The sequence below is a fragment of the Alloactinosynnema sp. L-07 genome (assembly GCF_900070365.1).
Taxonomy (GTDB): domain Bacteria; phylum Actinomycetota; class Actinomycetes; order Mycobacteriales; family Pseudonocardiaceae; genus Actinokineospora.
Genome location: NZ_LN850107.1, coordinates 6,775,881 through 6,801,542, shown reverse-complemented (window position 1 = coordinate 6,801,542; position 25,662 = coordinate 6,775,881). Strand labels below are relative to the sequence as shown.

General features: G+C 70.1%; 29 protein-coding genes. 10 read left to right on the top strand and 19 right to left on the bottom strand.

The annotated features are described in order from the left end of the window. Nucleotides 1-64 precede the first annotated feature (64 nt). Nucleotides 65-868 carry an SDR family oxidoreductase gene (locus BN1701_RS31150; RefSeq protein WP_054054750.1) on the top strand — a complete coding sequence of 268 codons (804 nt, stop codon included), beginning with the start codon at nt 65-67 and terminating at the stop codon, nt 866-868. A gap of 108 nt (nt 869-976) precedes the next feature. Here the strand turns inward: BN1701_RS31150 and BN1701_RS31145 are convergent, their stop codons facing one another. Both BN1701_RS31145 and folP read right to left on the bottom strand, forming a co-directional pair. Next, nucleotides 977-1,882, bottom strand: a complete 906-nt coding sequence (locus BN1701_RS31145) for a glucosyl-3-phosphoglycerate synthase (RefSeq protein WP_054054748.1) — start codon at nt 1,880-1,882, stop codon at nt 977-979. Next, complete coding sequence (folP, locus tag BN1701_RS31140) at nt 1,879-2,748, bottom strand: dihydropteroate synthase (protein ID WP_054054746.1); 870 nt, start codon at nt 2,746-2,748, stop codon at nt 1,879-1,881. Before folP ends, BN1701_RS31145 begins: the two co-directional genes overlap by 4 nt. 79 nt (nt 2,749-2,827) lie before the next feature. Between folP and BN1701_RS31135 the strand changes: the two genes are divergently transcribed. Continuing rightward, entirely contained in the window at nt 2,828-3,496 is a 669-nt protein-coding gene (locus BN1701_RS31135; RefSeq protein ID WP_054054744.1) for a 1-acyl-sn-glycerol-3-phosphate acyltransferase, read from the top strand. A gap of 149 nt (nt 3,497-3,645) precedes the next feature. Further along, nucleotides 3,646-4,113 (top strand): hypothetical protein, encoded by a 468-nt coding sequence (locus tag BN1701_RS31130; RefSeq protein ID WP_054054742.1) that lies wholly within the window; start codon nt 3,646-3,648, stop codon nt 4,111-4,113. Between the two features lie 62 nt (nt 4,114-4,175). Here BN1701_RS31130 and BN1701_RS31125 read toward each other — a convergent pair whose 3' ends face one another. Genes BN1701_RS31125 through dapE form a run of 3 tightly spaced genes read right to left on the bottom strand, consistent with a single transcriptional unit; the run spans nt 4,176 to nt 6,579 of the window. Next, on the bottom strand, nt 4,176-4,724 hold the full coding sequence (locus BN1701_RS31125; RefSeq protein WP_054054739.1) for a TIGR00730 family Rossman fold protein: 549 nt from the start codon (nt 4,722-4,724) through the stop codon (nt 4,176-4,178). After that, nucleotides 4,706-5,485: a TIGR00730 family Rossman fold protein gene (locus BN1701_RS31120; protein WP_054056286.1), complete on the bottom strand. Its 780-nt coding sequence runs from the start codon at nt 5,483-5,485 to the stop codon at nt 4,706-4,708. Before BN1701_RS31120 ends, BN1701_RS31125 begins: the two co-directional genes overlap by 19 nt. A gap of 26 nt (nt 5,486-5,511) precedes the next feature. Then, nucleotides 5,512-6,579, bottom strand: a complete 1,068-nt coding sequence (gene dapE, locus BN1701_RS31115; protein WP_054056285.1) for a succinyl-diaminopimelate desuccinylase — start codon at nt 6,577-6,579, stop codon at nt 5,512-5,514. 39 nt (nt 6,580-6,618) lie between these two features. Here dapE and BN1701_RS31110 point away from each other — a divergent pair, with 39 nt between their 5' ends. The 4 genes from BN1701_RS31110 to BN1701_RS31095 are packed head-to-tail and all read left to right on the top strand — an operon-like array spanning nt 6,619 to nt 9,244. Beyond that, the gene (locus tag BN1701_RS31110; RefSeq protein WP_157368312.1) at nt 6,619-6,867 is read left to right on the top strand and encodes a DUF6364 family protein; all 249 of its coding nucleotides are present in this window, start codon (nt 6,619-6,621) and stop codon (nt 6,865-6,867) included. After that, the gene (locus BN1701_RS31105) at nt 6,864-7,301 is read left to right on the top strand and encodes a PIN domain-containing protein (RefSeq protein ID WP_054054736.1); all 438 of its coding nucleotides are present in this window, start codon (nt 6,864-6,866) and stop codon (nt 7,299-7,301) included. The genes BN1701_RS31110 and BN1701_RS31105 overlap by 4 nt, the downstream gene beginning before the upstream one ends. A gap of 10 nt (nt 7,302-7,311) precedes the next feature. Further along, nucleotides 7,312-8,295, top strand: a complete 984-nt coding sequence (gene dapD, locus BN1701_RS31100) for a 2,3,4,5-tetrahydropyridine-2,6-dicarboxylate N-succinyltransferase (protein ID WP_054054734.1) — start codon at nt 7,312-7,314, stop codon at nt 8,293-8,295. A gap of 13 nt (nt 8,296-8,308) precedes the next feature. Further along, the gene (locus tag BN1701_RS31095; protein WP_054054732.1) at nt 8,309-9,244 is read left to right on the top strand and encodes a CHAD domain-containing protein; all 936 of its coding nucleotides are present in this window, start codon (nt 8,309-8,311) and stop codon (nt 9,242-9,244) included. On the opposite strand, the gene dapC is transcribed toward BN1701_RS31095, so the two are convergent. Together dapC and fdxA are read right to left on the bottom strand one after the other, a co-directional pair. Continuing rightward, a complete protein-coding gene (gene dapC / locus BN1701_RS31090) occupies nt 9,241-10,335 on the bottom strand; it encodes a succinyldiaminopimelate transaminase (RefSeq protein ID WP_054056284.1) in 1,095 nt (364 codons plus the stop codon). The genes BN1701_RS31095 and dapC overlap by 4 nt on opposite strands. Next, nucleotides 10,332-10,658: a ferredoxin gene (gene fdxA / locus BN1701_RS36165; protein WP_054056283.1), complete on the bottom strand. Its 327-nt coding sequence runs from the start codon at nt 10,656-10,658 to the stop codon at nt 10,332-10,334. The genes dapC and fdxA overlap by 4 nt, the downstream gene beginning before the upstream one ends. A gap of 193 nt (nt 10,659-10,851) precedes the next feature. Between fdxA and BN1701_RS31080 the strand changes: the two genes are divergently transcribed. Together BN1701_RS31080 and BN1701_RS31075 are read left to right on the top strand one after the other, a co-directional pair. Beyond that, nucleotides 10,852-11,430: a TIGR03086 family metal-binding protein gene (locus tag BN1701_RS31080; RefSeq protein ID WP_054054730.1), complete on the top strand. Its 579-nt coding sequence runs from the start codon at nt 10,852-10,854 to the stop codon at nt 11,428-11,430. Further along, the gene (locus tag BN1701_RS31075; RefSeq protein ID WP_231949766.1) at nt 11,427-12,125 is read left to right on the top strand and encodes an N-acetyltransferase; all 699 of its coding nucleotides are present in this window, start codon (nt 11,427-11,429) and stop codon (nt 12,123-12,125) included. The genes BN1701_RS31080 and BN1701_RS31075 overlap by 4 nt, the downstream gene beginning before the upstream one ends. Before the next feature lie 14 nt (nt 12,126-12,139). Here the strand turns inward: BN1701_RS31075 and BN1701_RS31070 are convergent, their stop codons facing one another. The 10 genes from BN1701_RS31070 to BN1701_RS31025 form a co-directional block, all read right to left on the bottom strand. Further along, nucleotides 12,140-12,457 carry a DUF6247 family protein gene (locus BN1701_RS31070; protein ID WP_157368311.1) on the bottom strand — a complete coding sequence of 106 codons (318 nt, stop codon included), beginning with the start codon at nt 12,455-12,457 and terminating at the stop codon, nt 12,140-12,142. Further along, the gene (locus tag BN1701_RS31065; protein WP_054054724.1) at nt 12,454-13,278 is read right to left on the bottom strand and encodes a hypothetical protein; all 825 of its coding nucleotides are present in this window, start codon (nt 13,276-13,278) and stop codon (nt 12,454-12,456) included. Before BN1701_RS31065 ends, BN1701_RS31070 begins: the two co-directional genes overlap by 4 nt. Further along, on the bottom strand, nt 13,271-13,681 hold the full coding sequence (locus BN1701_RS31060) for a hypothetical protein (protein WP_054054722.1): 411 nt from the start codon (nt 13,679-13,681) through the stop codon (nt 13,271-13,273). Before BN1701_RS31060 ends, BN1701_RS31065 begins: the two co-directional genes overlap by 8 nt. Then, nucleotides 13,678-14,550: an N-acetyl-1-D-myo-inositol-2-amino-2-deoxy-alpha-D-glucopyranoside deacetylase gene (gene mshB / locus BN1701_RS31055; protein WP_054054720.1), complete on the bottom strand. Its 873-nt coding sequence runs from the start codon at nt 14,548-14,550 to the stop codon at nt 13,678-13,680. Before mshB ends, BN1701_RS31060 begins: the two co-directional genes overlap by 4 nt. Nucleotides 14,551-14,653: 103 nt before the next feature. Continuing rightward, entirely contained in the window at nt 14,654-15,682 is a 1,029-nt protein-coding gene (locus BN1701_RS31050) for an ABC transporter ATP-binding protein (protein ID WP_054054718.1), read from the bottom strand. Then, complete coding sequence (locus BN1701_RS31045; RefSeq protein WP_054054716.1) at nt 15,679-16,830, bottom strand: ABC transporter ATP-binding protein; 1,152 nt, start codon at nt 16,828-16,830, stop codon at nt 15,679-15,681. Before BN1701_RS31045 ends, BN1701_RS31050 begins: the two co-directional genes overlap by 4 nt. Before the next feature lie 41 nt (nt 16,831-16,871). Further along, complete coding sequence (locus BN1701_RS31040; RefSeq protein WP_054054714.1) at nt 16,872-17,780, bottom strand: ABC transporter permease; 909 nt, start codon at nt 17,778-17,780, stop codon at nt 16,872-16,874. Beyond that, nucleotides 17,773-18,771, bottom strand: coding sequence for an ABC transporter permease (locus tag BN1701_RS31035; protein ID WP_054054712.1), 999 nt, complete (start codon nt 18,769-18,771; stop codon nt 17,773-17,775). Before BN1701_RS31035 ends, BN1701_RS31040 begins: the two co-directional genes overlap by 8 nt. A 159-nt stretch (nt 18,772-18,930) precedes the next feature. Continuing rightward, complete coding sequence (locus BN1701_RS31030) at nt 18,931-20,739, bottom strand: ABC transporter family substrate-binding protein (RefSeq protein ID WP_054054710.1); 1,809 nt, start codon at nt 20,737-20,739, stop codon at nt 18,931-18,933. 235 nt (nt 20,740-20,974) lie between these two features. After that, on the bottom strand, nt 20,975-22,648 hold the full coding sequence (locus tag BN1701_RS31025) for an ABC transporter family substrate-binding protein (RefSeq protein ID WP_369800653.1): 1,674 nt from the start codon (nt 22,646-22,648) through the stop codon (nt 20,975-20,977). 131 nt (nt 22,649-22,779) lie between these two features. On the opposite strand from BN1701_RS31025, the gene BN1701_RS36160 reads away from it, so the two are divergent. After that, the gene (locus tag BN1701_RS36160) at nt 22,780-22,947 is read left to right on the top strand and encodes a hypothetical protein (protein WP_157368310.1); all 168 of its coding nucleotides are present in this window, start codon (nt 22,780-22,782) and stop codon (nt 22,945-22,947) included. Nucleotides 22,948-23,003: 56 nt separating this feature from the next. Here the strand turns inward: BN1701_RS36160 and typA are convergent, their stop codons facing one another. Continuing rightward, complete coding sequence (gene typA, locus BN1701_RS31020) at nt 23,004-24,923, bottom strand: translational GTPase TypA (protein WP_054054709.1); 1,920 nt, start codon at nt 24,921-24,923, stop codon at nt 23,004-23,006. A 370-nt stretch (nt 24,924-25,293) separates the two neighbouring features. Then, nucleotides 25,294-25,599, bottom strand: coding sequence for a YciI family protein (locus BN1701_RS31015; protein WP_054054708.1), 306 nt, complete (start codon nt 25,597-25,599; stop codon nt 25,294-25,296). Nucleotides 25,600-25,662 lie beyond the last annotated feature (63 nt).

Genomic DNA, 25,662 nt, shown 5'->3' with positions numbered 1-25,662 from the left:
ACCCACGCCGCCCATGTGGCATCAAGTGCTATGGTGGCATCAAGTGCCAACGGAGGAGTTGCTGATGACTTTTGATCACCGCGGTGGATTGACCCTGGTCACCGGCGCCAGTGCCGGGATCGGCGCGGAGTTCGCCCGCAGGCTCGCCGGGCGAGGATCCGACCTGGTCATCGTCGCTCGCCGGGAGGACCGGCTGAAGGTGCTCGCCGCCGAGATCGAGGCCGCGCACGGCGTCGCGGTCACGGTGCTGCCGTGCGACCTGGCCGACCCCGGCGCCGCCGCGTACCTGGCAGGCGAGTTGCGTGGTCGCGGGCTGCGACTGACCGGCCTGGTGAACAACGCGGGCTTCGCAACCTCCGGTCCGTTCGTCGGCGAGGACGCGGCGCGGTTGCGCGCCGAGATCGCCGTGGACGTGGTAGCGATGGTCGAGCTGACCAGTGCGTTCATCAACGACCTCGACGCGTCCGGGCGCGGTGTGCTGGTCAACGTCGCGAGCATGGCCGCCTACACCCCGGTGCCGCGGATGGCCGTCTACGGCGCGGCGAAGGCGTTCGTGCTCAGCTTCACCGAGGCGCTGTGGCAGGAACACCGCGGCACCGGCCTGCGGGTGCTCGCCCTGTCGCCGGGGGCGACCCGCACCGAGTTCTTCGACATCGCCGGACCCCAGGCCGCGACGGGCGGGCGACTGCACACCCCCGATCGGGTAGTCGAGACCGCGCTGCGGACGCTCGACCGGCGCGACCCACCGCCGAGCATCGCCGTCGGCCGGACGAACCGGCTGATGGCGACGCTGGGCAGGCTGGCCAGCCGCAGGCGCTCGGTCATGCTGATGGGCGCACTGACAGCCCGATCAGCCAACTCCGGGTGAGCGCGGTCTCCACGCCTGTCACCCGGCTGGTCGGCGGCCGTCGAGCCTGAAATCGGCCAGCGTCCATCCACCAACCGGCGGGCAAAGCCAGTTACGTGCGAGGGCCGCTCAGCTCACCTTGACATCGCGCAGTGGGGGCCGGTCGGCCACCAGGACGTCGATCGTATCCGGGAGCCATTCGCCGCCGACCTGGACGAACTGGGTGAGGGCCGACGAGTCGGCCTCGATGCCGCAGCGGCTCAGGGCGGTGCCCAGGATCTGGCGGGCCATCACGCCCAGTTGCAGCAGGGAGCGGTTGCGGTGTTTGCGCACACCCAGGTTGACCTGCGCCAACCCGTCCAGCCCGTACCGCGTGTGCGCGTCGAGCAGCAGGCCGATCTCCACGCCGTAGCCGGCCGCGAACGGGACCGACTCCAGGAACTCCCTGGTCGCGGCGTACTCGCCGCCGAGGGGCTGGATGACGCCGGACAGTTCTGGGCGCAGGGCGGACAGGACTGGGCGGGCGAGCAGTTCGGTGACGCGGCCGCCGCCGGTGCCCGCCTCCTCGGTCTCCAGCCGCAGCGGACGGCGGTAGAAGCCCTTGACCAGGTGCACGCCCGAGGCGGTCAGCAGGGGGCCCAGCAGGGACGGGACGAACGCTGGGTCCGGGTCGATCAGGTCGGAGTCGAGGAAGACCAGCAGGTCGCCGGTCGTGGCGGCAAGCGAACGCCAGAGGACCTCGCCCTTGCCCGGCCACGGGGCCAGGTCGGTGAGCACGTCGGTCCGGTCGACCACGCGGGCGCCCGCGGCGGCGGCCATCGCGACGGTGCGGTCCGACGACCCGGAGTCGATGACGACCAGATCGTCGACCAGGGTGCCGAGCAGCGGGCGGACCGAGTCGACGACATGGGCGACGGTGTCCTCTTCGTCCAAGGCGGGCAGCACGACGCTGACCGTGCGGGCCCCCTTGGCGACGACGAGCTGCGAGACCGTCCACTCCGGACTCTGCCAGGTCTGGTCGAGCATCTTCCTCATGCCAGCGCCCGCACGACTCTGGCGGGCGGGCGGGTCCCCGCGATACCGGCCACCATCTCCACCACCTGTCTGGTCTGGCGCACCTGATGGGCGCGGAACACGCGCGCGCCGGTCCACGCCGACACCGCCGTCGCGGCGAGTGTGCCATCAACCCGGTCCCGAAGTCCCACACCTAGCGTTTCCCCGACGAAATCCTTGTTCGACAGGGCCATCAGCACCGGCCATCCGGTGGCCACCAGCTCGTCCAGTCGCCGCAGCAGCTCCAGGCCGTGCCAGGTGTTCTTGCCGAAGTCATGGGTCGGGTCGATGAGCACGCCCGCGCGGGGCACGCCCAGCTCGACCATCCGCTCCGCGCGGGCGACCAGTTCGGCCGCGACCGACGCCACGACGTCGGTGTAGCGCACCCGGTGCGGGTCGGTGCGCGGCGCGGCGCCGCCGGTGTGGGAGCAGACAATGCCGACGCCGAACTCGGCGGCCACCTCGGCCAGCTTCGGGTCGGCGCCCGCCCAGGTGTCGTTGATCAGGTCCGCCCCCGCCGCGCACACCGCGCGGCCCACCTCGTGGCGCCAGGTGTCGACGCTGATCACGATGTCCGGGTACCGCTCGCGCACGGCCGTGACGAACGGCACAACCCGGCGGGCCTCCTCGGCGGTGTCGACCGGCTCGCCGTGTGAGCCCGCGCGCACCCCGCCGATGTCGACGATGTCGGCGCCGTCGGCCACCGCCTGGTCGACCGCGGCCAGCGCGGCGTCCTCGGCGAAGGTCGCGCCCTGGTCATAGAAGGAATCGCGGGTGCGGTTGACGATCGCCATCACCAGCGCCCGGTCCTGGGGGACCGCGCGTGAGCCGAACCGCAGAGGTGTCACGGCTATGGATCGTGCCACGGACAAGCGGTGAACGGACGCGACCGTGGTTACAGTAGACAGCAACCAAGGAGGCCCCGCCGTGTTTTACCGCGCGCTTCGTGTCGTGCTGTCCTTTCTCGCCAGGCTGTTCCTGAGGCCGGTGGTGGAAGGCGCGGACAGGGTGCCGGACAAGGGCCCGGTCATCCTGGCCATCAACCACCTCGCGGTCATCGACAGCTTCGTGGTGCCGATGATGCTCAAGCGCAAGGTCGCCTTCCTCGCCAAGGCCGAGTACTTCCAGGCCAAGTCGGTCAAGGGCAAGCTGGTCGGCACCCTGTTCCGCGCCTTGGGCGCCATCCCCGTGCAACGCGACAACAGCCGCGCCGCCCTGGCCTCCCTGGACGACGCGGGCGCGGTCCTCGACACCGGCGGCGCCTTCGCCATCCACCCGGAGGGCACCCGCTCGCTCGACGGCAGGCTGTACCGCGGCCGCACCGGGGTCGCCCAACTCGCCCTGGAGCACCACGCGGTGGTCGTGCCGGTGGCGCTCATCGGCACCGACAAGGTGCAGCCCAAGGGCAAGAGGTTCCCGCGCCCGCACCGCATCACGGTGCGCTTCGGCGCCCCCCTCGACTTCACCCGCTACGACGGCATGGGCAACTCCCTGCCCATCCGCCGCGCGGTGACCGACGAGGTCATGTACGCGATCCTGGAGCTGTCCGGCCAGGAGTACGTCGACTCGTACCACAAGCGCCCCAACGCGGCCTGACCTGCCCCGACCCGCCGACAGTGGCCCTGCGGTCGGCGGCGTCGCCCGGTGCCCACGGCGCCGATCACCGAACAACCATCCTCGCTCGGCGACTGTGTCCGCCAGCCCTACCGGCTGCGCCGAGTTCTGAAAAAGTTCAGAATTGAGGTATGTCGACTGAGGTGCAGTGGAGCGAGTTACAGCGCGACCCGAAGAGCGTGGCCGCGCTCGCCGACCGCGGGGACGTCCATGTGCGCCGCCGCGACGGCGCCGCACTGCTGCTGACCAGGGTCGACCGCGCGGCCGCCACCGCGAGCGGCGCCGTCCACGCCGCGCGCGCACTGCGCAGCCTGTTGGCCCATCTTCCGAGCGAGACGCGCGCCGCCGCCGCGCAGTCCTTGGCCGACGAGTTCCCGTGGGTCGATCTGCTCCCCGCCGAGGACCGGAGCAGATTCGTCGCGGACTTCGCCCGCGCGTTCCAAGGATCAGCCGAGCTGGGGCACTGGGGAATGCTCGACCAAACGATCAGGGAGTGGCAGGCCACCGCTGCCGTCCACAGCGACACCGCCTTGGCCGCGAGCCTGGCCAAGGCGATCGATGACGATCTCGGCCCCGTGCCACCACCCAAGAAGGACTGACCGCGAGATCGTATGGATCGTGCGTCCCAAGGTCACGGACTGAACCGGTGATTGCCGCCCACTCAGGTCCGGCAGGCGTCCAGGGCGGCGTCGACCGTGCGGGTGACCACCAGGGCGTCGACGGCGGCGTCGGAGATGAAGCCGCGGGAGCGCAGGTCGCGGACCCAGCGGAGCAGGCCGTCCCAGTGGTCGTCCGGGTCGAGGATCACCACCGGCTTGGCGTGCATCCCGAGGTACCGCGAGGTCCACACCTCGAACAGTTCCTCACACGTCCCCAGCCCGCCGGGCAACGCCAGGAACGCGTCGGCGCGGTCGTCCATCTGGGCTTTGCGCTGGCGCATGTCGTCGACCACGATCAGCTCATCGGCCTGTGGGTCCGCTCGCTCCAGCTCGACCAGCCCGCGCGGGATGACGCCGGTGGTGCGGGCGCCGCCGCGGCGGGCGGAGCGGGCCACCGCGCCCATCATGGCCGCCGCTGAGCCGCCCCAGACGAGGTTCCAGCCGCGGGCGGCCAAGCCCGCGCCGACCTCGTCGGCGAGGTCGAGGTAACCACGGGGGACGGCGTCATTGGATCCACAGTAGACACAGAGGTTCAATGCGCGTCGCTCCACGCCTGGTAGGCCTCCTCGACCACGCGGACGGCGTCATCGATGTCGTCGGTGACGTGGAGCAGAGCGAGGTCCTTGTCGCCGATCTTGCCGTGCTTCATGACCGAGTCGCGCAGCCAGTCGTAGAGGCCGCCCCAGTACTCGGTGCCGAAGAGGACTACCGGGAACTTGGTGACCTTCTTCGTCTGCACCAGGGTCAGCGCCTCGAACAGCTCGTCGAGGGTGCCGAAGCCGCCGGGCAGGCAGATGAAGGCCTGCGAGTACTTGATGAACATGGTCTTGCGGGCGAAGAAGTAGCGGAAGTTGACGCCGAGGTCGACCCACGGGTTGAGCCCCTGCTCGAACGGCAACTCGATGCCCAGCCCGATCGACAGCCCGCCCGCCTCGGAGCAGCCGCGGTTGACCGCCTCCATCGTGCCGGGGCCGCCGCCGGTGATCGTGGCGAATCCGGCCCTGGCCAGCGCGCCGCCGATGTCGCGGCCGAGCTGGTATTCGCGGTCCTCGCGCTTGGTGCGCGCCGAGCCGAAGACCGTCACCGCGCGCGGGACCTCGGCCAGGGCGCCGAAGCCCTCGACGAACTCGGCCTGGATGCGCAGCACCCGCCACGGGTCGGTGTGGACCCAGTCGCTGGGGCCGCGCGAGTCGAGCAGCCGCTGGTCGGTGGTCGTGGTCTCGTCGCTGCGCTCGCGGCGCAGCGTCACCGGGCCGCGCTGGCGTTCCCGCGGGTGCTCGTCGTCGGCCGGGACTGGCTGGGGTGCGTCGATCGTCACCCCGCCGAGTCTAGAGAGAACTAACCGGTGATGAAGTCGCGTAGGACGGTGGCGCACCGGGTGATGTGTTCGATTGGGACGTTCTCGTGCCTGGTGTGGGCCAGCAGCGGGTCGCCGGGGCCGTAGTTGACCGCCGGGATGCCCAGGGCGGCGAACCGGGCGACGTCGGTCCAGCCGAGCTTGGCCACCGGCTGCCCGCCCGCGGCCGCGATCAGGGACTTGGCGGCAGGCGCGGCCAAGCCTGGCAGCGCGCCCGCGGCGGCGTCGACGACCTCCAGGTCGAGTCCGGGGAACACCTCCCGAAGGTGGGCCTCGGCCTGCTCGATCGAGCGGTCCGGGGCGAACCGGAAGTTGACCCGCAGCACCGCAGCGTCGGGCACGACGTTGCCGGACACCCCGCCGCCGATGTGGACGGCCTGCAATCCCTCGCGGTAGGTGCACCCGTCGATGTCGACCACCCTGGCCGCATAGGACGCCAGGATCCGCAGCGCCTCCCCGAGCGCGTGGATCGCGTTGACGCCCATCCAACCGCGCGCGGTGTGCGCGCGGACACCGGAGGTCCGCAGCTCGACGCGCATCGTGCCCTGGCAGCCCGCCTCGACCACCCCGTTGGACGGCTCGCACACGACCGCGAGGTCGCCCGCCATCCAGTCGGGCAGTTCCCGCTCGACCCGGCCGAGCCCGTTGCGCACGGCCTCGACCTCCTCGCAGTCGTAGAACAGGAACGTCAGGTCGTGGGTCGGCTCGGCGACGGTGGCGGCCAGGTGCAGCATCACCGCGTCGCCGCCCTTCATGTCGACGGTGCCGAGCCCGTGCAGCACCCCGTCCGCGCGGCGGACGGGTAGGTTGTCGTTGACCGGCACGGTGTCCAGGTGACCGGCGAAAACCACCCGCGTCGGCCTGCCCAGGTTGGTCCTGGCCAGCACGTTGTTGCCCAGCCGCACGATCTCCAACCACGGGGCCTGCGCCCGCAACGCGCTCTCCACGGCGTCGGCGATGGCTTGCTCGTCCCCCGACACGCTGGGGATGTCCACCAGGGCGGCGGTCAGGTCGACGGGGTCAGCGGTGAGATCCAGCGCAACGGTCACGGTCAGCAACCCTATTCCACGCGGAATACTGTGGACCACGTGATAACCTGTGGCGTGGTCAAGCGGAACATCACGATCCAGCTCGATGAGAACGTCATCCGTGACGCGAAGGTCCTCGCCGCGCAGCGAGGGACGTCGGTCAGTGCGCTCTTAGCCCAGCAGGTGGCCGAGATGACGGCCGAGGCCTCGCGCTATGAGGAGGCGAAGCGCCGAGCGCTGGAGGCTTTGGACAACAAGATCGACCGAGGTGGTCGGTCGTGGCGACGTGAGGACCTGTACGACCAATGACCACGAGCGGTCCCACGACCTTCGTCGACACGAACGTCCTCGTGTACGCGCACGACAAAGGGCAAGGCGAGCGATCCGACATCGCCGAATCGATCCTGCGGTCGCTATGGGAGTCCGACACCGGCATCGTGAGCACCCAGGTGCTCCAGGAGTTCTACGCGGAGGTCACAAAGAAGCTGAACCCGCCGATGCCCCCAGCCGAAGCCCGTGACCTGGTGATCCAGTACGGCCCGTGGTGCACCCAGGACACCGACCTGCAGTTGCTGGTGTCGGCGAGCAGGCTGCACCAGGACCATCAGGTGTCCTGGCGGGACGCGCTGATCATCGAGGCCGCGCTGCGCTCCGGTGCGAGCACGCTGCTCACCGAGGACCTGCACCACGGGCGGATCTTCGGCACCTTGACTGTGCGCGACCCGTTCCGGCCGGCGCGCTAACGTATCGGGCGTGAGCAGCGCAGACATCAGCGAGACCAAGGGTGCCCACGGCGTCGGGCTGGCGACGGTCACCGCGGACGGGACCGTGCTCGACACCTGGTTCCCGCATCCCAAGCTTGGGGCGGGCACGACCTCGGGCACCCACCGCCTGACCGACGCCGAGGCCGCCGAGGAGTTCGGCGCCGGGTCGGTCGGGCTGCTGGGGCACGACTCGGCCCGTGGGGTCGATGTGGTCGCGGTGCGGACCAGCATCGACGACCTCGAAGCCCCGCCCGCCGACGCCTACGACGCGTATCTGCGGCTGCACCTGCTGTCGGCGCGGCTGGTTCGGCCGCACGGGCAGAACCTCGACGGCCTCTTCGGACTGCTCACCAACGTCGTGTGGACCAACCACGGGCCCTGCGCGGTCGAGGGCTTCGAGGCCACCCGGCTGCGGCTGCGCTCCCGCGGCCAGGTCACGGTGTACGGCGTCGACAAGTTCCCCCGCATGGTCGACTACGTGGTGCCGACCGGTGTGCGCATCGCCGAGGCCGACCGGGTCCGGCTCGGCGCGCACCTGGCGACCGGGACGACCGTCATGCACGAGGGGTTCGTCAACTTCAACGCGGGCACGCTCGGCGCGTCCATGGTGGAGGGGCGGATCTCGGCTGGGGTGACCGTCGGCGACGGGTCCGATGTGGGCGGTGGCGCGTCGATCATGGGCACGCTTTCGGGTGGCGGCAAGGAAACCATCAGCCTCGGGGAGCGGTGCCTGCTCGGCGCCAACGCGGGCATCGGGATCTCGCTCGGCGACGACTGCGTGGTCGAGGCGGGCCTCTACGTCACCGCGGGCACGAAGGTCACCCTGCCCGACGGGAAGCTGGTCAAGGCGCGCGAGCTGTCCGGGGAGTCCGGCCTGCTGTTCCGCCGGAATTCATCCACCGGCACTGTCGAGGTCGTCAACCGGTCGGGTAGCGGAGTCGAGCTCAATACGGCACTGCACGCGAACGACTGACTACAGTGTCGGAATGACGACGGCTGCGCTGAGCCCGGTTGACCTGGGTCTTCCCGAGGAACCACTCACCGCAGGCGGCAAGGACGGGGCCGCGGCGCACGTGCGCGCCCGGCTCGACGAGCAGGCCAGGACGCTGCTCGACAACACCGCGGGCGCCAGGGTGGGCACCGACATCGAGCACGTCCACCAGCTCCGGGTGGCCGTGCGGCGGTCGCGGGCCGCGCTCAAGGCCGACCCGGACAGCATCCCCGGCGCCGAGGCGCTGAACGCGGAACTGAAGTGGCTGGGCAACTCGCTGGGCGCCGTGCGCGACCTCGACGTACAGCTCGAGCACATGCACGCGCAGACGGAGTCGTTCGACGAGGCCGAGAAGGCCGCCGTGGAACAACTGCTGGCTGGTCTGCTCGCCGACCGCCGGGCGGCACGTCGGTCGATGCTGGCGACCCTGCGCAGCAAGCGCTACCAGGCGGTCATGCACGCCTTGGCGAGCGCGGTCCTGTCGACGCCGCTGCCCGGTGATGGCGACGAGGAACCCGAGGACGTCCCGCTGGTCGACGTCATCCGAAAGCCGCACAAGAAGCTGATGAAGGACGCCGAGGCGCTCGGCGAGGACCCGCCGGACGACGACCTGCACGCGCTGCGCGTGCGCGGCAAGCGCCTGCGCTACGCCGCGGAGATGGCCGAGTCGAGCTCGAAGAAGAAGATCAGGACGCTGGTCAAGGCGACCAAGGAGTTCCAGGACATCCTCGGCGACCACCAGGACGCGGTGATCGCCGAGGAGACGGTCCGGCGCCTGCTGGCCGACCTCGGCGACGGGATCGAGGTCGACGTGGTGTTCGTGGCGGGCAGGCTCGTCGAGCGGGAACGCGCCCGCAAGGCCGACCGCCGCGCCCGCTGGCGCGACGCCCTCGCCGAAGTGGACGACGCCGCGAAAGCGGTGCTGGGCTAAAGACTCAAGCGCGCGGCCGCGGCTTCGATGCGCTCATCGGTCGCGGTGAGCGCTATCCGCACGTGCTTGTCCCCCGCGGGACCGTAGAACGTGCCAGGCGCGACCAGGATGCCGCGCTCGGCCAGCCACGACACCGTGTCCCACGCCGACTCACCGCGCGTGGACCACAGGTACAGGCCCGCCTCGGAGTGCTCGATGGTGAACCCGGCCGACTCCAGTGCCGCCCGCAGGACCGTGCGGCGCCTGCCGAAGCGGGCCTTCTGCTCGGCCACGTGCGCGTCGTCGGACAGGGCGGCCAGCATCGCGTGCTGCACCGGGAGCGGCACGATCATCCCGGCGTGCTTGCGGGCCTCCAGCAGGCCCGCGACCAGCGTGGGATCGCCGGTGACGAACCCGGCGCGGTACCCGGCCAGGCTCGACGACTTCGACAGCGAATGCACGGCGAGCAGCCCGGTCACGTCACCACCGGATACGTCTGGATGCAGGACCGACACCGGCTCGGTGTCCCAGCCCAGGGCCAGGTAGCACTCGTCGGAGACCACGATCGTGCCGCGCTCGCGGGCCCAGTCGACCACCTTGCGCAGGTGCGCCACCGGGAGGACGCGACCCGTCGGGTTGGACGGCGAGTTCAGCCACACCATCGCGGGCGTCTCGGGCCCGAGCGCCGTCAGCCCGTCGGACCGGAGGAACGACGCCCCCGCGAGCCGCGCGCCGACCTCGTAGGTCGGGTACGCCAGCTCGGGGATGACGACCGTGCGGCCGCGGGCGCCCAGCAGCGTCGGCAGCCACGCGACCAGTTCCTTCGAGCCGATCGTGGGCAGCACGGCGACCGGGTCGAGCCCGCTGACCCCGTGTCTGCGCGCGAGTGCGGCGACGGCGGCGTCACGCAGCGCGGGGATGCCGTGGGTGGTGGGGTAGCCCGACACCTCGGCGACCGAGCCGAGAGCGGCCTGGATCAGTGGCGGAACCGGGTCGACCGGGGTGCCGACGGACAGGTCGACCACACCGCCCGGGTGCGTCCTTGCCAGGGCGGTGTGGTCGGCCAGGGAGTCCCAGGGGAAGTCCGGAAGCTCCGGGAAGACGGCGGTCAGTGGCCCTCGCCCTGCGGGGGGAGCGCCTTGATCCAGTCCGGGTCGGCGCTGACCTTGCCGGTCTTCGACGCGCCGCCGGGCGAGCCGAGGTCGTCGAAGAAGTCGACGTTGGCCTTGGTGTAGGCCGACCACTGGTCGGGCACGTCGTCCTCGTAGTAGATGGCCTCGACGGGGCAGACCGGCTCGCACGCGCCGCAGTCCACGCACTCGTCGGGGTGGATGTAGAGCATCCGGTCGCCCTCGTAGATGCAGTCGACAGGGCATTCCTCGATGCATGCCTTGTCGAACACGTCGACGCAGGGCTCGGCGATCACGTAAGTCACTGCGGTCTCCTGCTCCTTCATGGTGTTCGGCGCGCGTCGGGAAACTGCGCGACGACCGCCAGTATCTCTCGCCGGGCACCGGTTCACGCACCCGGTGCCATCTTGCTCACACAGCGGGATCGGCGTCCCGTCTGATCATGCTGACCAACGCGAACCGCTGTCCCGCCGTGCCCGGTCACGGCAGACTGGGCCAATGACCATGGGACCCGACCTCCAGCTGGCCGCCGATCGCGTGGCCGATCTCCTCCCGAACATCGATGAGTCCCTCCTCGACGACCCGACGCCGTGCCCGGACTACCGCGTCCGGGAGATCCTCGGCCACCTCGACGGGCTCACCCAGGCCTTCCGCGCAGCCGCCGACAAGGAATTCGGGCCGCTGACCGACACCGACCCGGGCGCCGCCCTGCCCACCCTGACCGATGGCTGGCGCGACCGGCTCCCCAAGCAGCTCGACGCCCTGGTCCTGGCCTGGCGCGCGGAGTCCGCGTGGGCGGGCATGACGCGGGCCGGGGCGGTCGACCTGCCGGGTGAGATCGCAGGCATCGTCGCGCTGAACGAGCTGAGCCTGCACGGTTGGGACCTCGCGGTGGCGACGCGGCAGCCGTACGCGGTGGACGAGAAGACGGCCCGGGCGTGTTTGTCGTTCGTCCAGATGTTCACCCCGGAGGACCGCTCGCCCGCGTTCGGTCCCGAGCTGCCGGTAAGTGCCGACGCGCCGGTGTTCGACCAGGTCCTCGCCATCAGCGGACGGGACCCCAATTGGACCCCGTGACCCTGGAGTCGCGCTGCGCCGACGCCTGGCCCGCCCAGGTCGACAAACCCCTCGGCGCCTGGCGTCTGCGCGCCAACGGCGGCTACACCGGCCGCGCCAACAGCACCCTCACCCTCCGCGACCCCGGCGTGCCGATCCCGTCGGCCCTGCGCGTGGTCGAGGCGTTCGCCGAGGCCGAGGGCATCCGGCCGTGCGCGCATGTGGTGGTCGGCTCGCCCGCGGAACCCGCGATCGCGGCGGCGGGCTGGCGGGTGAACCTGGACCACCCGAAGGGCGCCGAGTCGTCGGTCCTGGTGAGCTCGGAGCCGATGGTGGGGCCTGCCGCGGCGGTATCGGACGTGCCACCGGAAGGGTGGTTCGACCTGGTCGTGGGCGGCGCTCCGACCCCGGCCCAGCGGCACATCCTGACCTCCGGCCCCCGCGTCGCCTACGCCTCAGCCATGAGCGACGGCGTTCTCGCAGGGGCGGCGCGGGGGTGTTTGGTCGAGTCTGTGCTGCATGTGTCGGTGGTCGAGGTGGTGCCCCGTTTCCGCAGGCAGGGAATAGCGCGAACCTTGCTGTCCGCCCTCGACGCGTGGGCGAAACCGAAGATCCGGGTGCTCCAAGTCGCTGTCCACAACGAACCGGCCATGGCCTTGTACGACAGCCTCGGCTACCGCGAGTCGCACCGATACCGCTACTGGATCCCGGGGTGAGTCGACGGGCTTGATCACCCGCACCGCCGAGCGCGAAGCAACGCTTCGACTTCCTCGGCGGTCGCACTGCCCTCCGGCGCCTGGCTGGTCGCCAATGCGTGAGTCGCCGTCGCCATCGCCTGGTCATAGACACCAGGATCCTTGAGTTCGGCGAAGGCGATGTGCCGCCACTTCGCCAGCAGGTCGTGCACAGGCCGCAGGTCCTGTGACTGCTTGGCCTGATCCAGCACGAACTCCCATTCGCCATCGAAGGCACGAGCCAACTCGGCCGTCAGGCAAGCGCGGATGGACTTCGGGTCCGGCGGTGGCGGGCCGCCAAGCACGTGGTTCATGCGGGCTGGTGGGTGGCCAGCCATTTGCGGCCCTTCTTGGCCGCCCGCTTCAGTGCCGACCGTTCCCCGAAGTAGTCCGCCGCCATGCCCACGACCGGAAGCAGCCCGATCGCCTTGTGGTAGATGCGGCCCTGGGGGCGTTTGTCGATCTCGTCGCCCAGGGCGAGCAAGGTGCGGCCGAAGCGCCAGAGGGCGCTGCCCGCGGCCTTCATGGTGATCTTTCCGTGTTTGGCCTCGCTGGCCGTCAGATCTTCGGTCAGCGCGGCGGTGGCGGCATCCTCTTCCTCGTCGGTGAGAAGGTCGCCGTGGCCCGCGGCCAGGTGGGGGTCGATGTCGCGTTGGAAGAGCACCGCCGCGATCAGGCGGACGCGGTCGGCCTGGGAGTCGAAGCCGTGCTCAGAGGCGATCGCGGACAGCAGCAGGCCCTGACCCGCCGTGGCCAGGGTGTCCTGGATGGGCAGGCGGTCGGCCAGCGCGCCGCCGAGGCCGGGGACGGAGGCCAGCAGCACGGTGAAGCGGCCGACCCGGTTGACCCACCAGTCAGTCCGGTCCTCGGCCGACATCCGGTCCCACGCCTCGGTGCCGGGGACCTTGACCGACTCCAGGCCGTCGAGCAGCTTGTCGCGCAGGCCGCGGTCGACCTTGGCCAGCTGTTCGGCGTTCTCGGCGTCCGCGGGTGACAAGTTCGCCTGGCGGGGCAGCACCCTACGAACCAAGCCCAGCGGGTCGGACTCGCGCAGGGCCTCCAGCAGCGGAGTGGTCGCACGCACGAAGGGCCGCAGGACCGACACCACGTGCTTGTCGGTGATCGCCTCACCCATGGGGCTTGCCCTTCTGCGCCGCCAGCGTCGCCTTCGCCAGCACGTCGCCGATCTTGACCGCGGCCGGGAGGGCGCCCGCGGCGAGCAGCAGGAGCGTGCGCCAGTCGGCCAGGATGATCCAGTCGCCGCCCGGGGTGACGAGCAGACCGGCCAGCAGCACGGCCAGCCACGCGAACACCGGACCCGCCGCCACCGCGGTGCGCAGGGACAGCCTGGAGGCCGCGCCGACGAGCTTCGGCAGGGTCAGCGCGGCGAGGACGACGGTGATCGGGAACGGCAGCGCGCCGAGGTTCGGCAGCACCCGGCCGTCGAGCCGCAGCGGCAGGAAGAGCAGTTCGACGACCGCGAGCAGGGCGCTGAGCAGCAGCAGGCCCACGTAGAACAGGCGGTCGTCGCGGCTCACCGGTCGGCCCCCACGTGCTCGACCGGGGCCAGCCCGCCGAACAGGTCCGCATCGGCCTCGGCGTCCGCGCCGCCCGCCAGCACGAAGAACTCCGCGTCGACCACGGGTTGGGCGATGCCGTTGGACAGCGCGTAGCTGTGTTCGCCGTCTTGGCCCTGCCAAACGCTGACCTGCGTCGCGTGGGCCCGCAGGGCGCGCAGTTTGGCGGGCAGGTGGTCGCCGATCGACACCGCTGTGGTGATCTCCGTGTCGTCGACCACCGGCAGCTCACCCGGCTCGGGCAGCTGGAACGGCAGGTCCCCGACGCCTTCGAGCGCGGCGAGGCCCTCTTCCGTGGCCCGCTGGGACGCCACCGTGTAGTACAGCCGCAGCACGTCCGGCACCCCGGCGACGGCCGCGACGGTGATCTCGTGCGCGCGGACGTGGTCGGGGTGGCCGTAGCCGCCGTCGGGGCCGTAGGTGATCACGACCTGGGGCCGCACATCGGCCAGGATGGCGGCGAGGGCGGCGGTCTGCTCCTCGACGTCGCCCGCGACGAACGCGCGCGGGTGCTTGTTGGCGGCGGTGCCGACCATGCCGGAGTCACGCCAGCGGCCCATCCCGCCCAGGTAGCGGTGGTCGGACACGCCGAGCGCGGCGCACGCGGCGCGCAGCTCGCCGACCCGGTAGCCGCCGAGCTGGTCGGCGTGGTCGGCCGCGAGCCCGCCCAGCGACTCGGGGATGATCTCGCCCTCCTCGCCGAGGGTGCAGGTCACCAGGGTCACCTGGACCCCGGCCGCGGCGTAGCGGGCGATGGTCCCGCCGGTGCACAGGCTCTCGTCGTCCGGGTGGGCGTGGACGAGCAGCAGTCGTGGTGGGGCTGTCAGCATCGATTTCAGCCTATGCGCAAAGTAGGGCGATGCCGGTGCGGGTCTGGCCACGCACCGGCATCGGGACGACCAACGGGGGAAGAGGTCCCCCGACCGCCACACCCTACGGCAGGACGCTGCGCTCCTCGGCGAAGTGGCACGCGGAGAACGTCGCGCCGTGGCGCACCAGCGGCGGCTCTTCCACCGCGCAGATCTCCTGGGCCTTCCAGCAGCGCGTCCGGAACCGGCAGCCCGACGGCGGGTTGACCGGACTGGGCACGTCGCCGGTGAGCACGATGCGCTTGCGCTGCCGCTCCCGCTTGGGGTCGGGCACGGGCACCGCGGACAGCAGGGCCTGGGTGTACGGGTGCGTCGGCCGCTCGTAGATGGACCTCCGGTCGCCGATCTCGACGATCTTGCCCAGGTACATCACCGCTACCCGGTGCGAGATGTGCCGGACCACCGACAGGTCGTGGGCGACGAACAGGTAGGTCAGCCCGAGGCGCTGCTGGAGTTCCTCCAGCAGGTTCACCACGCCCGCCTGCACCGAGACATCGAGCGCGGACACCGGCTCGTCGAGCACGATCAGCTTCGGGTCAAGGGCCAGCGCCCTGGCGATGCCGATGCGCTGGCGCTGGCCGCCGGAGAACTCGTGCGGGTACCGGTTGCGGTGCTCGGGGTTGAGCCCGACCAGTTCGAGCAGCTCGTCGACCCGCCGCTGCACGTTCTCGCCGCGGCCGTGCAGCCGCAGCGGCTCCGCGACGACGTCGTTGACCTGCCAGCGCGGGTCCAGGGAGGCGTACGGGTCCTGGAAGACGATCTGCATGTCCCGGCGGATGGGTCGCATCTGCTTGGCGCTGAGCTTGGTCAGCTCCGTGCCCTCGAACCGCACCGAGCCCGAGGTCGGCTTGTGCAGCTGCAGGATGGCCCGGCCGGTGGTCGACTTGCCGCAGCCGGACTCGCCGACCAGGCCGAGCGTCTCCCCCTGGTGCAGCGTGAAGCTGACCCCGGAGACGGCCTGCACATGCCCGACGACCCGCGGGATGATGCCGCCCCCGCGCACCGGGAACGACTTGACCAGGTCCCGGACTTCCAGCAGCGGCGCGGTGCCCGCTGCCGCCTGGGTCCGGGCGGCCATGGCGGGGTTGGTCATGAGTTCGGCCTTTCCTGGTACCGGCGCTCCTCCACGACGGCCAGGTCTTCGGCGACCGGCATGTCGTGGTCCATGGCGGTCAGCGCGGCGGGGTTCTCCACCGTGCCGATCTCCTCGTGTTCGAACAGCGCCTGCGGGCGCGGCAGGGAGGCCAGGTGCTGCCAGCGGTGGCAGCGGGTGAAATGCGAGCGCCCGTCGGCGGGCATCAGCCGCGGCTCGGTCTCCCGGCACGCGTCGATGACCAGCGGGCAGCGCGGGGAGAACGCGCAGCCGGTCGGCAGGTTGATCAGCGACGGCGGCGTGCCCTTGATCGGGGTGAGCCGCTTGCCCAGGGTCGCGGGGTTGGGCAGCGAGCCGAGCAGGCCCACGGTGTAGGGCATCCGCGGGTGCTCGAACAGGCCGTCGACCGGCGCGGCCTCCACGACCGTGCCGCCGTACATGACCTGGACGCGGTCGACCATGCCCGCCACGACCCCGAGGTCGTGGGTGATCATCACGATGGCCGCGCTCGTCTCGTCCCGGATCCGCAGCAGCGTCTCCAGGATCTGGGCCTGCACGGTCACGTCGAGCGCGGTGGTCGGCTCGTCGGCGATGATCACGTCCGGATCGTTGATGATCGCCATCGCGATCACCACGCGCTGGCGCATGCCGCCGGAGAACTCGTGCGGGTACTGCGCCGCGCGCCGGTCGGGCTGCGGGATGCCGACCAGTTCCAGTGCCTCGACGGCCTTGGCCCACGCGGCCTTCTTCGACACCGAGTGGTGGGCCCGGTAGGCCTCAGCGAGCTGCCAGCCGATGGTGAACACCGGGTTCAGCGAGGTCATCGGGTCCTGGAAGATCATCGCGACGCCGTTGTTGCGCACGCTCTGCAGCTGCTTGTATGACTGGCCGACAAGTTCGCGGTCGCGGTAGCGGATCGAGCCGGTGACCTTGGCGTTGTCCGGCAGCAGGCCCATGATCGCCATGGACGAGACGGACTTGCCGGAGCCGGACTCGCCGACGATGCCGAGCACCTCGCGCGGGCGCAGGGTGTAGGACACGTCGCGGACCGCGCGGACGTTCCCGTCGTCGGTGGGGAAGGTGACGGACAGGTTCTCGACCGCGAGGACGGTGTCGGTCATGGTGCTGTTAATTGACACAGTGGACATCAGGCACGCACCTTCCGCTGCCAACAGGAGACTCTCGACATCTATGCACGCACCTTCGTCTGCCTCGGGTCGAACGCGTCGCGCAGGCCGTCGCCGATGAAGTTCACCGCGAGGGAGAGCAGCACGATGATCACGAACGGACCCCAGAACAACCAGGGCCGCAGGGTGATCTGCGAGTAGTTCTCGCTGATGATCAGGCCGAGCGAGGTGTCCGGGGACCGCACGCCGAGCCCGATGAACGACAGCGCCGCCTCCGCCAGGACAGCGGTCGCGACGGCGAGCGTGGCGTTGACCGTGATGCTGCCGATCATGTTCGGGATCAGATGCCGGAAGATCACCCACCGGGTGCCCGCGCCCGACGCGCGCGCCGCCTCGATGAACTCCCGCTGCGACAGCGACAGCGTCTCGCCGCGGGTGATCCGGGCGACCGACATCCAGCCGAACGCGGCGAGGATCAGTGCCACGGTGTACCAGCTGCCGTTGAGTCCGCGGACCAGGATCGCGGCGACCGCGATCTGCGGCAGGATCAACATAAGGTCGGTGAACCGCCCGATGACGTTGTCGGTGAAACCGCGCAGGTAGCCGCCCAGCGCGCCGAGGACGACCCCGACGAACGTCGAGCCGAACGCCACGACCAGCGCGATCTGCACCGACAGCCGGGTGCCGCGGATGAGCTGGGCGAGCATGTCCTTGCCGGTCTGGATGGTGCCGAGCGGGTGGTCGGCGCTGGGCGGCAGGTAGCCGCGGCTGCTGGTGTCGTCGACCGAGATCGTCCAGAACAGCGGACCGAGGAACCCGAAGGCGACGATCAGCACGAACATGACCAGGCTGCCGACGGCGAGCCGGTGCCGGAAGAACCGGCCGAGGATCAGCGTGCTCTGCTTGCGCGCCTTCGTGGCGTCGAAGTCGCTGGTCCGGCCTGCCGCTGGGGTGGGAAGTGGATTAACCAAGGCGAATCCTCGGGTCGAGGAAGCCGTACATCACGTCGGCGACCAGGTTGAACACGACGACCAGGGTGGCGGTGACCATCAGCCAGCCCATCAGCATCGGGGTGTCGAACGAGCGGACGCTCTGCACGAGCAGCGCGCCCATGCCTTTCCAGCCGAACACCGTCTCGGTGACGATCGCGCCCGCGAGCAGCGCGGCGGCGTTGAGCGAGAACAGCGTGGTCACCGGGATCATCGCGTTGCGGAACGCGTGCCGGAAGATCACCCGGCGCTGGGAGATGCCCTTGGCCTTGGCGGTGCGCACGTAGTCCGAGTGCAGCGTCTCCAGCATCGATGCGCGCTGGAACCGGCTGTAGGCGGCGAAGCTGATCAGCATGAGACTCAGGGTCGGCAGCAGATAGGTGCCGGTGTACTGGAACACCTGGTCGCCGAACGATCCTTGGAAGCCGCCCGCCGCCGGGCTGACCGTGCTCAGCCAGCGGTCCATGCCCAGGCTCTCAAGCACGTTGTTGAACTTGATGCCGTAGTTCTTGAGGATCACCGCCACGCAGAAGATCGGCATCGAGAACATCAGGAACGCCGTCGAGGTCGCGAGGTAGTCGAAGATCGAATACTGCTTGACCGCGGCGAGGACGCCGACGCTGACACCGAGGACGATCGCGAGCAGTTCGGCGCCGATGACCAGGCGGGCGGTGACCCACAGGGCACGCGAGACCTCCGGGAAGACCTCGGCGCGCGCCGCGCCCAGCGCGACGCTGGTGCCCCAGTCGCCCTGCACGAAGTCGACGATCCAGTCCCAGTAGCGAAGCAGGATCGGCTTGTTCAAGCCGAGTTCGGCCTCCAGCGCGCGGATCGTCGCCTCGCTCACGCCAGGCTTGGCGCGCAACTCGGCGACCGGGTTTCCCGACGCGGAGACCATGAGGAAGGTGAGGAAGCTGCCGACCGCCAGTAGCGGTACGGAGATCAGCAGCCGTCGGATGATGTAACGGAACACGGGGTACTCCTAGGTGGGGCCCAGGCGGCTGGGTGAGCCGGCTCGATCCCTGACCAGGCAAGTGTGCGTCCTGCCAGGTCAGATGCCCAAGCGGAGGGGCCGGACGTGGTCCGGCCCCTCCGTGTCGACCAGATCAGCCGCGCTGGTGCGGCGGATCGGCTACGAGGTCTTGACCCACTCGTTGGCGTTCCACAGCGCGCCGTTGTACGACTGGAAATAGACCTTGTCGATCCCCTTGAACGCCCACATGTTCGGCAGCTGGTACAGCGGCAGGGAGTAGTTGTCCTCGGCGATCATCTTGTCCGCCTCGGCCAGGGACTTGCGCCCCGCGGCCACGTCCAGGTTGCTGTTGGCGTCCTTGAACGCGGCGTCGACCTTGGTGTTGGTGTAGGCCGACCAGTTCTGTCCACCCTTGGTCTCGTAGATCGACTTCAGGCTGGACTTGAACGGCGCCGACGACCACGCGAACAGCGCGATGTCGTAGTCGCCCTTGCTGACCCGGTCGGCGAGGAACTTGGGGTCGGTGTCGTCGACGATCTCCAGGCCCGCGGCCTTGCACTGGGACTGGACCAGCTCGACGGTCTGCTTGCGGCGCGGGATGTCGGTGTGGCTGATCTTCAGCGAGACCTTCTCGCCGCCCTTGGTGGCGACACCGTCGCCACCGAAGGTGTAGCCGGCGCCTTCGAGGGTCTTCTTGGCCTCAGCCGCGTCGCCCTTGTACTGCGCGTAGTTGTCGACGTAGCCGTCCTCGCCCTGGAAGAACGCGAGGCTGCCCAGCGGCTTGGCGTTCTCCAGCACCGGGCGGATCAGCTTGTTGGCCAGCTCCTCGCGGTTGACGCACTGCATGAACGCCTTGCGCACGGCCTGGTCGGCCAGCCACTTGTTCTTGAAGTTGAGGTCGAAGTGCTCGAACGCCAGGCCGTTGGCCGCGCCGAAGATCACGCCCTGGGACTTGAGTCCGCGCAGCCGCTCGGCGGCGTTGGCGTCGGGCTGGGCCATCGAGTTGACCTGGACCTCGCCGTTCTCCAGCGCCTGGGCCTGGGCCACCTGGTCGGAGATGCCGCGCAGCACGATCTTGGCCGGGCCACCGGGCTTGGCATTCCACTTCGGGTTGCGCTCGAGGGTGATCGAGTTGTTCTCCTCGAAGGCGGTGATCGTGTACTGGGCCGACCCCGGCATGAGCGCGGCGTCGAAACCGTTCCACTTCGTCTTCCAGAAGTCGGCCACCTTGGCCAACGCGGCGGCGTCGCCACCGGTCGGGGTCAGCTTGGTGACGTCCGCGACGCCGGTCGCCTTCTCCAGCACGTGCGCGGGGAGGATGTCAGTGGAGATGCCGAACAGGCTCTTGTAGTCCGGGAACGGCGAGTCGAAGGTGGTGACCACCTCGGTCGGCTTCGGGCACTCGACCTTGCCGATCTGCTCGTAGCCCGTGGTGCCCGCCGCGGTGAAGATGTCGTTGTCCTCGGCGTCCTTGGCCTTGCCGGTCTGCGACAGCCACGCGAGGTAGAAGTCGTCACAGTCCCAGGCCTCGCCGTCGGACCAGGTGATGCCTTCCTTGATCTTCCACGTCACGACCTGGCTCGGCGAGGTGGCGGTGACCTCGACGGACTCCATCACGTCTTTGTTGAGCAGCACCTTGTTGTTGCCGTCGAGCAGGTAAGCCCCAGAGAGCACCTTGATCAGCGCGAAGGTGTTGTACGAGTTGTTGGCGTCGGCCGCGGCGTTGTTGTACGCGGTGAACGGGTTGTCACTCGAGACGACGAATGTCGCGTCCGACTGGGCCACCTCGGGGGAGGTGTAGGTGTCGCCCGACTCGCCCTTGGCGATGGCCATGGCCGCGATGTCGCCGGTCGGCTCGGTCGCCCCGCCGCCGCCACCACCATCGGTGGTCCCGCCACAGGCGCTCAGCACGAGCGACGTACCGACTACTGCCGCGAACGCGGACAGAGTGGATTTCCTAATAGACACGTGCCCTCCTAGCGCGAGGCCTGACGCAGTCGGTCCGACTGGCCACGGCCTACCCATCACGCCCCCAACGACCGTTGGGCGGCGTACTAAGGGGGGACGCTAGGAACGCCGACGCGCTGGGTCATCTCCAGACCGTCGATCGTGACCAAAGGGTGACCGCCAGGCGACTACACGCAACGTGACCGTTACCAGCCGGTACACAGAGCATAAACTCTGTAACTCTGAGTGACTCAGGTCACTTGGCCACGCGGCGCCACGCGGCGGCCCCGAGGAACGGGCTCGCCAGCGGCGCACCGGGGGTCACGCCGGACATGTCGGTGCGCACGACAAGATCATCGACTTCCTGGTACAGCGGGAGAGTCAAGTTCCGCCCCCACAGCAGAGGCTCCAACTGGGCCAGCGCGTCGGCCAGCGGCACGGTGCCGGTCATGGCGGCGTCGATGGTGGGCTGCACGGCGGGATCGCAGAAGCCGATCGGGTTGGCGGGGACCGGCGCGGGCGACTCGTCCGGGCCGGGACGGCAGCCGAAGCGGGTGGCCAGCGCGGTCGCCGGGTCGCCGCCCGCGGGCAGTGGCGCGACGATGAGGTCGACCTGGTCGGTCGCGGACGCGACGGCGGGCAGGGTGGTGAACAGCTCGGCGGCGTCGGGCGTGACCACCCGCGAGGACACTCCGGCCGCGGTCATTTGCCGCTGCAGTTCCTTGGCCATCTCGACGTAGGCGGGATGGTCCGCGGGCGCGGCGATGACCAGGTTCAGCGGCGCGACGGGCGAGGTCCAGATCCCGGCGATGCGGGTGAACCCGGCCTCGGCGAACAGGCTCTCCGCGCGCGCGGGGTCCGGCCCTGGGCCGGGACCGGTGGCCACGTAGCCGGGCACGCTCGGCGCGAGGACCTGCGCGTTGGCCTGCATGGTCGACGCGGCGCCACCGCCGGTGCCGACCTTGACCAGCGCGGCCCGGTCGACGACGGCGGCCACCGCCGCCCGGATCCGGGAGTCGGCCATGGCCGGGCTGATGGGCCGCAGCAGCACCGTCGCGACAACCGGGCGGGCCACGGTCTGCCGGGCGACGGCGGACTCCAGCGTCCCGACGGCCCCGATGCCCGCGGCGTCGAGAGCGGTGAGCGCGAGTTGGCTGTGCCCGGCCTTGAGCGCCCCGGCGATGCTCGTGCCGTCCCCCTTGCGCAGCACGATCCGGTCGAGCGCGGCGGGCGGGCCCCAGTAGCGGTCGTTGCGTTCGAGGATCATCTCACCGCGGTCGCGGTCGATCGACTTGATCGCCAACGGCCCCCCGGTGACCGGGAAGTTGTCGCGCAGCACGTTCGCCCAGCCGCCGGGGACGTCCTTGACCAGGTGCGCGGGCAGCAGCGAGGAGAACAGCGATCGCCAGCCGGGGTAGGGCTTGGCGAAGGTCACCTCGACCACCCGCCCCGCCTCCCGCGCGGAGATGTTGGAGATCAGCCGGTACCCGACCCCGTCCACCACACCGGGCGCGTCCCGCAGCTGCTCCCACAGGTAGACGAAGTCCTCCGCGGCGATGGGCGCCCCGTCCGACCAGGCCGCCTCGGGCCGCAGCCGGTAGGTGACGGTGTACGGCTCGGCCTGCGTGACCTGCGCCGACACCATCAGCGTGGTGTCGAGCTGCGGCGTGCCGTCGGGTGCGGCACGGAACACCGACGGCAGCATGACGGCGGCCAGCGCGCTGCTGATGGTCGACTGGTCGGACAGCTTGTGCGGGTTGTAGCCACCCGCCACGCTGTCGACCCCGACGACGGCTTCCTTGAGGTTGACCGGCCTGGTCACCTCGGTTCGCGGGACCTCACTGGTCACCAGCGGCGGCGGCGGCGCGTTGGTGCAGGCGGTGAGGCACACCGTGGCCATCGCCGCCAGTACCCAGCTCTTACCGCGCACCCGTGCTCCTCCCCTGGGCCGGTCGGCCATGATCCCACGGCCGTTGTCCGGTCACCGGATCGGCCTAGCCGCTTCGGTTCAGCCAACAGGATGACGCAGGGGCGCCGCCGGGAGTTCCCCATGGTGCCCATATGCCCTGCGTCACAGCCCAGCCATATCGAAGGACCGGTCTCGCCGAGGTCATCTGGTTCCCCACCGACGTCGACCTGGCCGCCATCGGCGAGCGCGTCGACGGAGAGGTGATCGCCCACGCCGACCACAACCACCAAGTTCGGATCAAGCCGTTCCCGGCCTCGTGAACCACAATGGGGCGCCGCCGGGTGGTCCCGGTGGCGCCCCATGTGAGCTTCACGACCTACTTCGCGTCGCGGGCCTTCTCGCGGGAGCGGGTGCGGCCGCGGGTGGTGGCGTCGAGGATGGTCTTGCGCACCCGGACGTGCTCCGGGGTGACCTCGACACACTCGTCGTTGGCGCAGAACTCCAGGGCCTCTTCCAGGCTCAGCTTGCGCGGCCGGGCCAGGGTCTCCATCACGTCGGCCGACGAGGACCGCATGTTGGTGAGCTTCTTCTCCTTGGTGACGTTGACATCGAGGTCCTCGGCGCGCGGGTTCTCGCCGACGACCATGCCCTCGTAGACGTCGGCGCCCGGCTCGACGAAGAACGTGCCGCGGTCGGCCAGCTGCAGCATCGCGTACGCGGTGACCGGGCCCTGGCGGTCGGCGACCAACGAACCGGAGTGGCGGCTGCGGATCTCGCCCGCCCACGGGTGGTAGCCCTCGAACAGGGCGTTCGCGATGCCGGTGCCGCGGGTCTCGGTCAGGAAGTCGGTGCGGAAGCCGATCAGGCCGCGCGACGGCACGACGTATTCGACCTTGATCCGGCCGCTGCCGTGGCCGCCCATGTGCTCCAGGCGGCCCTTGCGGTTGGCCAGCAGCTGGGTGATGGCGCCGAGGAACTCCTCGGGCGCGTCCACGGTCAGCTTCTCGAACGGCTCGCACAGCTTGCCGTCGATCGTGCGGGTGACGACCTCGGGCTTGCCGACGGTCAGCTCGAAGCCCTCGCGGCGCATCTGCTCGACCAGGATGGCCAGGGCCAGCTCGCCGCGGCCCTGCACCTCCCAGGTGTCGGGACGCTCGGTGTTGAGCACGCGGATGCTGACGTTGCCGACCAGCTCACTGTCGAGGCGGGCCTTGAGCATGCGGGCGGTGAGCTTGCTGCCGCCGCTACGACCCTGCAGGGGCGAGGAGTTGCAACCGATGGTCATCGAGATGGCGGGCTGGTCGACGGTGAGCCGGGGCAGCGCCACCGGGTTGTCGATGTCGGCCAGCGTGTCGCCGATGGTGATGTCCGGGATACCGGCGATGGCCACGAGCTCGCCCGCGCTGGCCTCTTCGGCCGGGACGCGGTCCAGGGCCTCGGTGACCAGCAGTTCGGTGATGCGCACGTTGGAGACCGAGCCGTCCTCACGCATCCACGCCACGGTCTGGCCCTTGCGGATCTTGCCCGCGTGGATACGGCAGAGCGCGATCCGGCCGAGGAAGCTCGACGCGTCGAGGTTGGTGACCAGCGCGCGCAGCGGGGCGTCGGCGTCGGCCAGCGGCGCGGGGATCTTGTCCATCAGCAGGTCGAACAGCGGGTCGAGGTTCTCGCTGTCTGGCAGGCCGCCGTCCGCGGGCTGGGTCAGGCTGGCCCGACCGGCGCGCGCGGAGGCGTAGACGACGGGCAGGTCGAGCACGGACTCGTCGAGGTCGTCGAGCTCGGAGGCCAGGTCGAGCAGCAGGTCGTGGGTCTCCTCGACGACCTCGGCGATGCGCGCGTCGGGCCGGTCGACCTTGTTGACCAGCAGCACGACGGGCAGGTTCGCGGCCAGCGCCTTGCGCAGCACGAAGCGGGTCTGCGGCAGCGGACCCTCGGAGGCGTCGACCAGCAGGACGACACCGTCGACCATGGACAGGCCGCGCTCGACCTCGCCGCCGAAGTCGGCGTGGCCGGGGGTGTCGACGACGTTGATGACGATGGGGCCGTCGGGGGTCTGCCGCCGGACGGCGGTGTTCTTCGCGAGAATGGTGATGCCCTTCTCGCGCTCGAGTTCCCCGGAGTCCATGACCCGGTCGACCAGCTCGGCGCGGGCCTCGAAGGCACCGGACTGGCGGAGCATGGCGTCGACCAGGGTCGTCTTGCCGTGGTCGACGTGCGCGACGATGGCGATGTTGCGCAGGTCGTGGCGGCGCAGGCCGGGGGTGGTCTGCTCGGCGGTGGCGGTCGCTGTGGGCACGCGCGTGCTCCTGGTTCCTTCTCGGGCGTCGAAGGGCAGCCCGCAACCGTCGGTCAACACTGATGGGGGCGCCCGGTGCAGCCGACAGAGCTGCTAATGGCTGTCCCAGGATACCTCGTCCATCCGTGTGACCAGCACCACGCGGCGATCAAGAAAGGTTAACCTAACCTAAGTGCCGTATTCAGCGCGCGGACGAAGGGTCGACACATGGGCGGCGGCAAAGCGAGGACACCTGCGGATTTAGTCAAGCGGATGATGAAGAAGGGCAAGGTGAAGAAGAAGTGCTGCCGGTCGAAGTCGGCATGCAAGAAGTGCCCGATCCTCGCGCTCAAGCGCGCGAAGATCAAGCTGGCCAAGGCCGCCTGACCCGCTAAAGGTGCTCCATGATCGCCTCGTTGAAGTGCGCGAGCTCACGTGCCGTCCGCGTCGCGGTGAACGCGATCACGTCGTAGTGCGCCAGCTTGCGCAGTGCGAACGGGTCGGTCGCCAGCAACGCGTTGAGTTTGTCCCGGTTCATCGGGCGGGTGATGATCACCCCGCCGGTGCGCGGGTCCCGACGCCCCGAGGCCAGGAAGTACCCGGCCTCGTACTGCTTGCCGATCCACGCGGAGTGGTCGGCCAGCACATAGTCGATCTCTTCCAGCGGAGCCGTGTAAGTGATCAGTACGACGTACATGTGTCCACGGTAAGCCTTTGCCGGGCCGCGCGCCGCGCGCTACCGTTGATCCGATGCGAACTC